This is a genomic window from Proteus vulgaris, from assembly GCF_023100685.1.
Taxonomy (GTDB): Bacteria; Pseudomonadota; Gammaproteobacteria; order Enterobacterales; family Enterobacteriaceae; genus Proteus.
Map to the genome: position 1 here is coordinate 4,159,326 of NZ_CP090064.1, position 13,552 is coordinate 4,172,877.

A 13,552-nucleotide genomic window follows, 5' to 3' on the forward strand; every position below is an offset into this window, starting at 1 on the left:
TAATTTAAATGAAGTACTGAATCGATTATGTTCGTTATAAATATAACGAACATTTAATTAATGACTGAGTAAAAATACCTATTAAAGTATTAATAGGCTTATCATAAAATGATTTTATTAAAAGACATCTCACTAATAATTAAAAATATTATTCAAAAAAGAGTAAAGTACTAAAAATAATCATCTTCCTATTGTTATAACTTCCCATTGTTTTATTTTTAATAAGTTAATTTAAATTTATATATTCATTTTTGGAGCATTTGATCATGTTGAAAAATATTGCTGTCAGTCTCTCTCTACTGCTTATTTCCTCTTCTGCTTTTTCAGCGACATTAGCAGAAAAAGAATTACACCAAAAATTTGAAGAGAATATTCAATCTCGTGTTGTTGATTTAAATAAAAGCTGTGATGCCAATATAAAAGTTGCTTTTGATTGGTCTGCATTTACTGCTGATGATTTAAAAACAACAGGGGTTGATAGTTATTGTAGTGAAGGACTAAAAGGTGTAATAAATACCTGTGAAAGCTCTAAAATCGCCCAAGAAACAGTAAAAGAAAAAATACAGAATATCACCTGTTCTAAAGCAACGCCTCGTAGTATTGAACTCAAAGAAGGTACGCTAAATTTCGGTATTGATTTCAATGCCTCAAATGATGCAAAAGCCGTTCAAGAACACTTAATGAATAATCTCTAAATAGATTAAATTCAGCAAACAGCAATACTTAAAAGTATTGCTGTTTATTAATTAGATAACAGATTGAATAAGTTTTTTAGAATAATCATGCGCAACATTACCTAGATTATCTACCTCACATAATTCAATTTTCTTACCTTGTAAAAAGAACATAACTTTATCGCAAAAGTAAGCAACCGTTTGAATATCATGACTGATAAAAAGATAAGATAATTGGAATTCTTCTTTTAACTGTTTTAATAAATCTAATATCTGTACTTGGGTAGGAATATCTAGCGAGCTAAGCGCTTCATCTAATACAATCAATTTAGGGTAAGAAGCTAATGCACGACATAAACATACCCGTTGTGCCTGCCCACCTGACAGTTCATATATATAACGCCGATAACAATTTTTAGGTAATCCCACTTTATCTAAAAAAGCAAAAATCAGCTTTTCTAATGCCTGATGATGAATACTTGGGTCCACTATTTTTACTGGCTCAGCAATAATTTCGCCAACCGTTAATGTGGGATTAACAGATGTTGTATAATCTTGGAAAACAATACTAATAATACCTTGACGATGAAGTCGTTTTGTCACTGATTTATTATTCAAATAGATAGCACCACTATCTGGTAATTCTAATCCACAAATTAAACGTGCTAAGGTGCTTTTACCACTGCCACTTTCCCCCACTAAACCAAAAGTTTCTTGGGTATTTATATTAAAAGAAAGAGCATCAATAACCTTCACTTTCTCACCGAATAAAGTGTTATTCCTTTGAGTATAAAACTTACTGATATTCTCAACGTTTAATAACATAGCGTCTCTTTTATTATGATGATATTAATATGTTTTTTTATTAATCAATTGCTCGAAACGTAATGAAAGCTGTCGCCGTGCATTAATTAAATAACGCGTATATTCCTGTGTTGGAGATGTTAAAACGGTTGTTTTATCACCAAACTCAACCATTTTCCCCCCTTGCATCACGACAATATCATCGGCAATTTCATTCACGAGCCCTAAGTCATGGGAAATAAAAATCAGCGTTGAGTGATGAGTCGTTACGACAAGCTGGAGCAATTTTAAAATCTCTCGACGAAGAGGTGCATCAAGTGCTGTTGTGGGTTCATCAGCAATTAATAGTTTAGGTGACAAGGCGAGCGCAATCGCAATCATCACTCGTTGTAGTTGTCCGCCGCTTAATTGATGAGGGAACGCCTGTATAATAGATTGAAATTGATGAGGAAAAACATGAGATAATGCCAACTGAGTTTCTTCTAGAGCTTGCTTTTTAGTATAGGAAAAATGGTAGATTAACGTTTGGCTAATTTGCTTGCCTATTTTCATCAAAGGATCAAACGCACTCATGCCATTTTGAACAATCAAACCTAAAGATGTTCCCAATAAAGCTCGATGTTGAGAAAAGGCCTCATCACTGATTTTCTTTCCTGCAAAAAAAATCTCCCCTGATATTGCTAATTGTTCAGGCAGTAATCCCATAATGGCTTTGCTGATCACACTTTTTCCACTACCACTTTCTCCGACAATCGCTAATGTGCGTCCTTGCTTTATCGAGAAAGAGACATCATCAATCAGCTTTTTTCCGCTTTCTTGATGAATAACAGAAACATGCTCAAGCGTCAGTAAGTTGTTCATGCTTTTCTCCTACTGACTGGCGATTATCGGGATCAAACACATCACGTAAAAAATCACCCCAAAAGTTAAAGGCTGTGACAACAAGAGTGATAGCAATCCCCGCAGGCAACATCTGTTCTGGATGTAATACCATGACATTTTTTGCTTCACTGAGCATATTTCCCCATTCTGGGGTCGGTGGTTGTACGCCTAACCCTAAAAAAGAGAGCGCCGAGATCATTAAAATAACACTGCCAATATCGGTTGATGCTAAGACGATAGTTTCAGCAAAAGTCACCGGTAATAAGTGACGTCGTAAAATATGATGAGAAGGCGCACCAATCACACGGGCGTAAGCAATATAATTACGGTGTGAATATTGACGAACAACCCCTCTGATCATTCTGGCATACCATGCCCATTTCACTAAAATAACGGCAATTAAGATATTACCAATACCCGGCCCCATTATTCCCACTAATGCTAAGATCATAATTTCTGCAGGAAATGACAAAACCACATCACATAATCGCATAATCAATGTGTCTGTTTTTCCATGGAAAAATCCAGCTAACATGCCCATTAGCCAGCCAATGATTAATGTCACACTCATAGCTAATAAGGCATAAAATACCGTGGTTCTTACACCAAACAATAATCGTGAAAAGATACAGCGCCCTAAATTATCCGTACCTAACGGATAATCAAAACTCATAGGCTTAAATTTCAAACGTATTGAGGTTAATGTGGGATCATGCGGTGCTAACCAAGGGGCGAATATTCCTGCGATGACCACAATCGTGATCACCAATAAACACAATTGCGCACTTTTGTCTTTTGCAAGTCGTTGCCAAAACAGTTGCCACATCATTATCTCCTTAACCGCGGATCAGCCATCATTTGAATGACGTCCATCAAAAAGTTAAAAAAGAGAAATAACAGTGACATCAATAAAATATAGGCTTGTATCATCGGATAATCACGACCAAATATGGCGCTGATACATAGTCGCCCAATTCCCGGCCATGCAAAAATATTTTCAATCACGACTGTACCAGCGATTAGCTTTGGAATACTCATACCCAATGCCGTTAAACTGGAATACAGCGAATTTCGTAAAATATGACGACGTAAAATAAGGTTGTCAGGTAATCCTCGCGCTTTGGCATAAAAGACATAAGGCTGATGCCATTGATTTAACATCGCACCTCTTAACAACCGTAAATAAGTACCGATATACCCTAAAGAAAGCGCTAATGCAGGCAAAATAACAGACTGAGGCGATAACATCCCGCTAACTGGCAACCAATCTAAATAAACGGCAACTCCCCAAATCAATAGCAACCCTAACCAATAATTAGGTATAGCCGTTAAAACAAACACAATGAAACGAATGCATTTATCTGTAAAACTTTGAGGTTTAGCCACACACCACAATGCTAAAGGCAGTGCCAAAATAATCGTAAAGAATAAAGCCGTTGAAGCTAACCAAAGCGTTGGAGGTAATGCCCTTAGCATCTCTTGAATAACTGGGGTTCTGGTAAGAAAAGAGGTGCCAAAATCGAGCTGAAACCCTGCCATTAACCATAAAAAATAACGGGTAAAGAAAGGCTTATCTAAGCCTAACTCATGACGCATACCATCAATCGCTTCAGGGGTTGGAACAATTTCATTGACACGTAATGCGACTTCCGCAGGATCAGACGGCGCCAATTCCAACAGAATAAAGGCAATAAATGAAATCATCAGTGCCAGCGGAAATATCGCCAACACTCTCCAGAATATATAACGTAGCATCAGATTTAATCAGTGTGGCACTTTCATATAAGGTGCCACACTTATCTAAGTGAGCGTTTTAATTACGGATTAAAATACATTTTTTCAAACGGTATTTCATATTGAGACGGATTAAAGCCAACATTTTCTAATTCACTGCGATGGATAGCCTTAGTACGTGAATAGGTTAATGGGATATAGACCGCTTGATCAGCTAATGACGTAAATAAGGTTTTATATAATTCCTGACGTCGTGTTTCATCAGGTGTAATTAATAGCTCACCAATCATGGCATCTAATTGTGCTTTATTCGCTAATCCTTTTTGTCCTTGGTAATCGGCATGAGCAGGTATTCTAAAAGATGAAACAAAGGAAGCTGGATCGTAAGGTGTTCCCCATGAAAGCGAATATTGCAAATCAAAATCACCATTTTTTTGTCTATCTAAATAAGCTTGTTTCTCTTCACCTAAAATAGTCAGACCAACGCCAATCTTTTTAAAATCATCTTGAATAAGTTCGGCAATTTCTTTTTCTACTGCGTTATTCACATTATAAGAGAGCAATAGCTCTAATTTCTCACCTTGCTTCTCACGGATAGTCTTACCTTTTGGTAATACCCAGCCTTCAGCTTCTAATAGATCAATCGCTTTTGTTGGACGATAAATATAGGTTGGGGAAGCAAAATCACAGTAAGGCACGCTTCGCGCCATTAAACTATCAGCGACTTTTTCACTACCCGCTAAAATACCTTGTGCAATCCCCTCTTTATCGACGGCATATTGTAATGCTTGGCGAACATGTTGGTTTGATGTCATTGGACGACTGCTGTTTAACACAATAGCGCGAGATGCAATTGGGGCGCTCATTTCAGTTTTGAATTTATCTGATGCCATAAGAGCTTCAAATGAATCCATATCTAACATGTCACCATCAGCACCAAATATAAGCTGAATATCCCCTTTTTGTAGCGAAAGTAGCATCGTTTGTCTGTCTGGGATCACCCGCCACATTACCCCATTTAATACAGGTTTTTCTCCCCAATAATTTGGGTTAACTTTAAACTCTGCGTATTGGTCTTTTTTATGTTCAGTTAATACCCAAGGCCCCGTACCAATATAGTTCGCAACACCTGTTTTTGTTTTGCCATTAATAAATGAATTTGGCGAAATAAAGCGGAATGGGCGAGTTAAACCTAATTCAGTTAATGTTGGGTAGTAAGGGTTTTTTAAATTTAATTTAACGGTAAGTTCATCAACAACTTCAACGCTATCAATTTGACGAACTAACTCTAACCATGCATGTCGTTCATAGTTATCTAATATGGCTTCAATATTTAATTTTACAGCTTTGGCATTAAACGGTTCACCATCACTAAAGGTCACATCATGACGTAAATAAAAGGTATAACTTTTGCCGTCGGGGGAAATATCCCAACGTTCCGCTAAATAAGGAGCAACACCTTTTTCGGTATTTAATACAAGAGATTCAAATACCATGTTTTGAGCTGCCATCTCACCAGAGTAGAGATGAGGATTAATATCACGAATATCTTTTGTACTGGCATAATCCAGTATGTTATTGCTTTGATCTGCAAGTGCTGGAAATGCACATGCAAGTGTTAATAACAGGGTTGGGATCACCGAAAATAAAGGCTTCACGTTATTCTCCTTTCATTATTTATGCGTTGTTTTTTTGTGCGTGGATCATAAACATCGGCGTTGACCCATAATTAATTTTTTCTTCTTCATTCCACACAAAATCACCAATGCGAGTATCTATCATGTATCGATTAAAACCAATCTCTAGCAACGTATTAATGTCCCATTGAGGACGTTTTATTTGACTTAATGGAAGTTGATGGGCAATTCGCTCCATCTCTTTTGTATCTGTATTCACATAGTGATCTTCAACTTGTTCTTCTATTGAACGAGCTCTATCTGCGACAAAACCTTGCCAATAAGTCTCGTCAAAAAGGTGTAAATACCAGTTAGCATCAAAATTAATTAAACTACCGCCAGGCTTTAATACACGAAACCATTCTGAATACGCCACTTGTGGTGCTTTTAAATTCCAAGTGACATTACGGCTGACAACAAGATCAAACTGTTCATTGGCAAAAGGCAGTTGATGTACATCGCCACGAATAAATTGAATATTTACCTTGTGTGTTTGTGCATTTTGTTTGGCTTCCTGCAACATGCCTTCCGTTGCATCAATTGCCGTGACATCATGTCCTGATAACGCTAATAAAATGGCAAAAAAGCCTGGGCCAGTTCCAATATCTAATACTTTTAAAGTTTCACCCTCCTTAACATGTCCCAATAATAAATGACGCCATTTTTGTTGTTTCTCACTCAGCAATTCTTGTTGATTAGACTCACTATAACTTTCTGCTCTGATATTCCAGTAACGAGTTACATCATTAAGTAATGGGTTATTATTTATTTTATTTGTCATCAGAAACCTACGGTTGTATCAACGTAAAGAGGGAGAATAAATTCCCTCAAAAGCAAATGATTTGGCTATTTTATAGTGTGGGTAACATACCTTGTAACCCGTCGATACTCTATGTGCTATATCAATATTCATCAGCACTCAATGGTGAGAATTGGCTGATTTGTAATCTTCGCCTTTAACATAAAGGCGCCATCCTAAGGGGTAAAAAGATAAATAAGCAAATAGATTATTTTGCCTGTTAAAATAGAGAAATGAATTGAGCGAATTTAGCAATAAACTAAAGCCTAAGTGCTATAAAAATTTATTTTGCCTTAGATTAAAAAAATGAACGCTTTAATTTCACCTTTTTAATAAAACCGTTATAGTCAGTAATATTGATATCTTAATTTTCTCTCTTTAAACGAATATAGCCGTCACGAAGGCTCTCTAAAATATGAATCGAATTTCACGATTAACGGCTGATATTACCCGCGCCGATTTTGCCTTAACTCATCAACAGCAGTTACTCCAATTGCTGACACAACATTTTCCGACTAAGTATCGAGCGCTATTTGCCACGCCCGAAAAGAAATCGGATGATGTCATTGAATGGTATTCTGCTGTTTCTGGTAATCCTGTTGCTTTGACCTCGTTACAAGGCCAAGAACAACAAGAGATAAGACGCATTTTAGATGAACGCCTTAACGATATTAAAACGCAAACCGCGCTATTAGCTTCGCAAAACAGAATTACAGATGAAGAGCGCCACCTTTTAGATACGGCATCAACACTGCCTGATAGTGAAAGTGTCTATGTGATTAATGGGCAACCTGTTATTACATGGTGGCCACGAACAACCCCATTACCACCACCGATTGCACAAGTTACCGCCGGTGCAAGTGCCGCGGCTGCGGGTGCCGCACTTGCTGATGTGCCAGCCAAAACACGCAATCGCTGGTTACGTTGGCTATTACTCTTCTTATTCTTGCTGTTTTTAATTTTATTGGCATCTTGGCTAAAAGGGTGTTTTGATCCCAAGGCCGTTCCTCCTGTTGTGGAAGAAAAACCTGCCGTCGTAATACCACCAAAACCTGCACCTGAGCCAGAGCCTATTCCTGAGCCAGAACCTGTACCAGAACCTATTCCAGAGCCGATCCCTGAACCCGTTCCAGTACCGGAACCCATTCCTGAGCCAAAACCTGTGCCCAAACCAGTGCCTGTGAAAAAACTCACGCCACTAGAAGCTTGTGTACAAGATGAATTAAAAAAAGCGGGGATGACAGAAAAGACAGCGAATGCAACCTGTGAAAATCGCTTAGCCAGTAAGATAAAACAAATGTGTCCAGTAGATCGCCCACCAGAACTGGCACCACAAGTGATTATTATCTTTGATGCTTCAGGCTCAATGGCGTTGAGTATGAGCTTAACAGAAGATGATTTAGACTTTATTGCAAACACAGGAAAACTCTTCGCGGGCTATGATGCCGAACCTCGTCGGATCACTGTGGCAAGAAATGCAGCAACAAAGATTATTAATAGTATTCCTTCAGATATGAAAATTACTACCGTTGTGGCATCAGATTGCGGTGTAGTGAAATCAAGTCCTGCTTATGGTGGCAATGAACGCTCAAAATTACTTAACTACATTAAACGTATTGAACCTGATAGTGGCACACCATTAGCCGAGTCTATTCAACGAGCGGGTTCTCTAATCAAAGGCAATAATCGTGACACTATTATTGTCTTGTTATCTGACGGTTTAGAGTCTTGCGATCAAGATCCATGCGCAGCAGCCAGAACTTTAAAACGTGCCCACCCTCGCGCCGTAATTAACGTTGTTGATATTTTAGGCACCGGCGCAGGCAACTGTGTGGCAAATGCAACGGGCGGTAAAGTCTTCACTGCGCGTAATGCCAATGAGGTCAGTTTAATGACTCGAAAAGCGATTGAAGATTATATTCCGAAGAACTGTAAATAATGATTGATTACAGTTTTTAATATTTATTTCACCCTCTTTGTTTCAACATTGAGGGTGAAATTTTTCACCTATTACGCATAATTTATTATTATATTGAAGCCAATAGGTGCTATATCTTATCTATTTAAGACCCTTCTTTAATTGCGTATTTTGTTTCTTTTCTTATTCACTCATTATTCAGAATAAACCTATTTTGTGATTACTATCACAGCGACCAAATGTTATCTGATGGTTTACCTTTTTATATTTTGTCTTTTTTTTCTTCTATTTCATTATTTTTTAATGCAAAAACCAATATATCGGTGATTTTATCCGTATATTTAAGAAAATATAGCGCAACCTGTAACGTCATTATTTAATTATCATAATCGTTATCTCAATATTCCTCTTTTACTCAAGAAAAATAAAAAAGTCTTTAATAATAATCAGTTAATTAACCCTAAATAATCCGCTAGATAGACACCCAATTTCTGATAATATAAAATGTATATAAATTTTATATCTTTATTTTTAGCCTTAAAGCCTATTTACGGATAAGCCAACTTACCCATAGATAATCTTGCCTAGCGGAATGATCGTCGTGAATAAAGCATTCTTACGAAGTGGTAAATTAGAAAGTTACCTCCCTATGGGAGAAAATGGACAGGCTGTTTATATCTCTGCACTGCAGCTACGTGAAACTTTGCGTTTAAGAGGAAAGGCACATATTTCTCAATGCCTTGCCATTCCTCAGCCAAATGAAACGGGCGAACGTATTGACTGGTATTCACCGATTGACGGCTCTGTTATCCCTTGGTCTGCGGCTTCAGAAGAAGAGCGTACTGCCGCTTATGCTGTGCTGAAAAAAAATCAAGATGATTTAATCGCCTTTAGCGAACAAGAACAGAAGAGGGATGGAAATAAAGAAAGTCAGCTTTTTGGCGCACTCCTCAGTAAAACAATCCAATTTCCTGACGAAAACCATATTTTTATTGTTGATGGCCAACCGATTATTACCTTTTGGGGATTTGTCAGCGCCAATCAACAACTAAGAGTTGATCCTGTTGCTTGCTTAAAACCCGTTGTTGCGACAATAGCACCAACATCAACAGCCATTCCACCCGTACAAGAAAAAGTCATCATTACTGACACAAAGCGCCCTTGGTGGCGTTTTTTATGGTGGCTGTTACCTTTATTATTACTACTACTCGCTATTTTCTTCTTAAGAGGCTGTTTCTCAACACCGACATTACCAACCGTCGATATTAAAACGCCAGATATTGAAGCGCCTAAGCTACCTGATCCTACGCTTGAGAAGCCAAAAGTCCCTACTGTGGTCACTAATGGCCACACCGTTGGTGTTCCAACAGGTACAGCTCACACAAGTACATTAGGCACCGTAGATGCCAATGGAAATGTGATTAATGGCACTGATGGGAACGGTGCAATAGTTGATCCTAATACTGGTTTACCCGTGGTTGATCCTCAAATAGATAATAACCAAGGTGCTTTACCTGATGGAACAACGCCCGATGAGGCACAACAACCAAATGTGCCTCCTGTTGATCCCGCAACACAAAATGAGCAACCGAAAACAGATACTCCTCAAAATGCAGGAAATGAGAACAATACTGCTAACCCTCCGGTTGATCCTAATGCACCACCAGATGTCACACCACCAGCCACGGCTGATAACACAACACCACTGACTATTCCTGCAAATGCGTTAGCCAATGGCTCAACCCAATTCCTTAATGGCCAATGGAAAGCAGGTGCAGGTATTCAAGATCAAAAAACAGGTAAACCACTGAGCCTGAACTATCAATTAGATAATGGCAAAGGACAAGTCGTCATGACACGCAGTGATGGCGTGACCTGCAAAGCCCCTGTTAACGCAGCCGTCAATCAAGGTGGACTGAATATAAATAACCAAGGTCAGGCTCTGTGTAGTGATGGCTCAAACTATTTGATGCCAAATATTATTTGCCAACCAGGAAGCCAAAATATTGCTGATTGCCAAGGGAAATATGAGAACAGTCAGCCATTCCCATTATCAATGAAGCGGGAGAATAATTAATTCATGTTAGCGCCACTGACCGATTATAAAGATAAAATTACCCTTATCCGTGACAGCAATATTCAGTTTCTGGATTTTGGTTTTACGCTACCACAGCGCAAAGAGTACGGTGAGTTTGTTAAAAAAGGTGAAAACGGCCCGTTAATGCGACTCATCTACAATGAGCGAGACGATAACTATCTTTATCCAGCGCCGAAAAATCAACCACAAACGCCTAGAGAAGCAGAATTTAGCTTCTCTCTTGATGAGTCATTAAATTTACTCAATGACACTTGGTTACCAGTACCATTTTTCCGCTTTAATCCGCCACGTTCATTCTCTCAAGGCCCTGATAACTGGGTGAGAATGATGTTTCACCAACTGCCAGAGCCAGATGAAGACGGGCATACACATCGCATTGTAGTGGCTTTTGATACTCGCATTGAACCCAATCGCACTAATACGGCTTATCTAGCACCAAACGAAGAAGATGTTCGTTCTGGTGTTGCTTTTGCACTAGCTTATCTAGGTTATGAGGTAGAAAATTTCCTTGAAACACCTTGGATTGATGGTTGGTTAAAGGAAGTCTTTAGTGAAAGAGCACTAGCAGTCACTAAGATATACCATGATGAACTTGAAGAAGCGATTAAAGAGTTTCAACATCAAGCACATTATCTCAATCTGCTCAATATCTTAGGTGAGAAACTCCACTTACCTGAGATCAAAATTAATGAAACCAAACCACAAGAGCCTGCCATTGAAGTTGACCTTATTCTTGATGTGGGTAACTCACGTACATGTGGGATCTTAATTGAAGATCATATCAATGATAATAAAGGGTTAACTCAACTTTATGAAATGACATTGCGTGATTTAAGCCACCCTTATCAAATCTACAACGAGCCTTTTGAAAGCCGTGTTGAATTTGCGCAAGCGGAATTTGGTAAACAAGACTTTTCAGTCAGTAGTGGGAGAAATAATGCCTTTATGTGGCCAACTATTGGTCGCGTTGGCCCTGAAGCTAACCGCATGGCGGCACAACGCTTAGGAACCGAAGGCTCAACAGGTATTTCAAGCCCTAAACGTTATTTATGGGATGATTCGCCGTATTCTCCAGGTTGGCGCTTTAGTCGCTCCTTTGGTCAAACAGACAGAGAACCATTGGCAACTGCTGTACCTATGACCTATCTGCTTAACGATCATGGTGAACCGTTATTCCGTTTAGAGCCTGACTTTCGCATGCCTGTCTTTACGCCAAACTACACACGTAGTTCATTAATGACCATGATGTTAACCGAAGTATTAGCTCAGGCATTAACGCAAATGAACAGCCCGGCTCAGCGTCTTAAAATGAGTCACGCAAGTGCGCCTCGTCAATTACGCAATATCATTTTGACTATTCCACCCGCAATGCCAAAACCAGAGCGTGCTATTTTTGAAACATGCATGGAAAACGCATTAGGCTTAATTTGGAAAGCAATGAATTGGGATCCGACTGACGAAAAACTGAATTTTGATGGCAAAGATACCCAATGTCGCATACCAATGCCTAATATCCACGTTAAGTGGGATGAAGCCACTTGTGGTCAATTAGTTTATCTCTACAACGAAACACAAATTAAATTTGGTGAGCGTACTGAAGCCTTTTTTGCCAGCCAAGTGCGTGAAGATAACCGCGCATTAACGGGTGATAGCACATTAAAAATTGCCTCAATTGATATTGGTGGTGGCACAACCGATCTCGTTATCACTCGCTATAAACTGGATACGGGAACAGGAAGTAACGTCAAAATTATTCCAACACAATTATTCCGCGAAGGATTCAAAATTGCGGGTGATGATATTTTATTAGATATCATCCAGATGTGTGTTTTGCCAGCATTACGCACCGCATTAACAGACGCGGGTATTTCTGATGCCGATGCCCTAATGTCTTCTCTTTTTGGTAGTGAAGGTTTAGATGCGGGTCAGCAAGTGTTGCGCCAACAGCTTACCTTACAAATCTTCAATCCAATTGGATTACGTATTTTAAGCCAATACGAAAACTTCGATCCATTAGTGCCTCATGAAGGCATTAACAGCACCTTTGGTGAATTGCTAAATGTTCAACCAACAGAGCATGTGCGACGTTATATTGACGATGCCGCCAATAAAGAGTTAGGTGGCGGAGATAGTTTCTCTATCTTGAATGTGCCAGTGCAAATTAACTTTACACAACTACACGCTGAATTTATTTCAGGTGAACGTATTAACATCACCCGTAGTTTAAAAGCACTGTGTGAGGTGCTTTATTACTACTCCTGTGATGTTTTACTACTTACAGGCCGCCCTTCTCGCTTACCAGGTATTCAAGCACTGTTAAAAGTATTACAACCTGTACCACCTTCTCGTATATTGCCATTACATGGTTACAAAACGGGTGGTTGGTATCCGTTTAACAAAAAAGGCCGCATTGATGATCCAAAATCAACCGCTGCGGTTGGTGCGATGTTGTGTTTAATGGCTGAAAATGCACGTTTGCTCAACTTCTATTTCTCAACAGGTAATTTTAAAACTTACTCAACAGTGCGTTATTTAGGGATGTTGGATAATAACAACACCATTTCTGATAATGACGTTTATTACCGAGATATTCAGGATAAGTTTGAGCCTGATCCAGATACCTATTTTGAAGTCAGAGGCGGGATACGTTTAGGTTTCCGTCAATTAGATAATGCTCGTTGGCCAGCCTCGCCACTCTATACATTACGCATTAAAAATCCGAAATTGGCACAACAATTAAGCCAAGAAGACAGCGTATTGCATATCAAGCTAGGAGAAGAGCGCGGAGCCTCTAGCCATAATAATGACAATAAATCTGAAAAATTACGTATTGAAGAAATGGAGCTCATTAATGGTAAAGGTGGCGTTAATAAGAGTGGTTTAAGCTTCAAACTCAATACGTTAGCAGACAGTGGTATTGGTGAAACATCCTATTGGCTGGATAGCGGGAGTGTACTAGGTAAATGA

The 13,552-nt window shown here is 38.9% G+C and carries 10 protein-coding genes; 4 read left to right on the forward strand and 6 right to left on the reverse strand.

The annotated features are described in order from the left end of the window. Positions 1-266 precede the first annotated feature (266 nt). Complete coding sequence (locus LW139_RS19665; RefSeq protein WP_109409003.1) at positions 267-695, forward strand: hypothetical protein; 429 nt, start codon at positions 267-269, stop codon at positions 693-695. A 51-nt stretch (positions 696-746) separates the two neighbouring features. Here LW139_RS19665 and LW139_RS19670 read toward each other — a convergent pair whose 3' ends face one another. From LW139_RS19670 to LW139_RS19695, 6 genes are all read right to left on the reverse strand, one after another. Then, positions 747-1,499 (reverse strand): ABC transporter ATP-binding protein, encoded by a 753-nt coding sequence (locus tag LW139_RS19670; RefSeq protein ID WP_166539149.1) that lies wholly within the window; start codon positions 1,497-1,499, stop codon positions 747-749. Positions 1,500-1,523: 24 nt separating this feature from the next. Then, complete coding sequence (locus LW139_RS19675; protein ID WP_247850410.1) at positions 1,524-2,339, reverse strand: ABC transporter ATP-binding protein; 816 nt, start codon at positions 2,337-2,339, stop codon at positions 1,524-1,526. After that, positions 2,317-3,186 (reverse strand): nickel/cobalt ABC transporter permease, encoded by an 870-nt coding sequence (gene opp1C / locus LW139_RS19680; protein ID WP_109409006.1) that lies wholly within the window; start codon positions 3,184-3,186, stop codon positions 2,317-2,319. The genes LW139_RS19675 and opp1C overlap by 23 nt, the downstream gene beginning before the upstream one ends. A gap of 2 nt (positions 3,187-3,188) precedes the next feature. After that, positions 3,189-4,115: a nickel/cobalt ABC transporter permease gene (gene opp1B, locus LW139_RS19685; protein WP_109409007.1), complete on the reverse strand. Its 927-nt coding sequence runs from the start codon at positions 4,113-4,115 to the stop codon at positions 3,189-3,191. A gap of 62 nt (positions 4,116-4,177) precedes the next feature. After that, positions 4,178-5,752 (reverse strand): nickel ABC transporter substrate-binding protein, encoded by a 1,575-nt coding sequence (gene nikA / locus LW139_RS19690; protein WP_166539151.1) that lies wholly within the window; start codon positions 5,750-5,752, stop codon positions 4,178-4,180. Positions 5,753-5,771: 19 nt separating this feature from the next. Beyond that, complete coding sequence (locus LW139_RS19695; RefSeq protein WP_247850411.1) at positions 5,772-6,551, reverse strand: class I SAM-dependent methyltransferase; 780 nt, start codon at positions 6,549-6,551, stop codon at positions 5,772-5,774. Positions 6,552-6,984: 433 nt separating this feature from the next. Between LW139_RS19695 and LW139_RS19700 the strand changes: the two genes are divergently transcribed. The 3 genes from LW139_RS19700 to LW139_RS19710 all read left to right on the forward strand — a co-directional run bounded on the left by LW139_RS19700 (position 6,985) and on the right by LW139_RS19710 (position 13,552). Continuing rightward, the gene (locus LW139_RS19700; RefSeq protein ID WP_247850412.1) at positions 6,985-8,508 is read left to right on the forward strand and encodes a vWA domain-containing protein; all 1,524 of its coding nucleotides are present in this window, start codon (positions 6,985-6,987) and stop codon (positions 8,506-8,508) included. 580 nt (positions 8,509-9,088) lie between these two features. Then, a complete protein-coding gene (locus LW139_RS19705) occupies positions 9,089-10,564 on the forward strand; it encodes an SrfA family protein (RefSeq protein ID WP_166539153.1) in 1,476 nt (491 codons plus the stop codon). A gap of 3 nt (positions 10,565-10,567) precedes the next feature. Continuing rightward, complete coding sequence (locus LW139_RS19710) at positions 10,568-13,552, forward strand: virulence factor SrfB (protein WP_166539154.1); 2,985 nt, start codon at positions 10,568-10,570, stop codon at positions 13,550-13,552.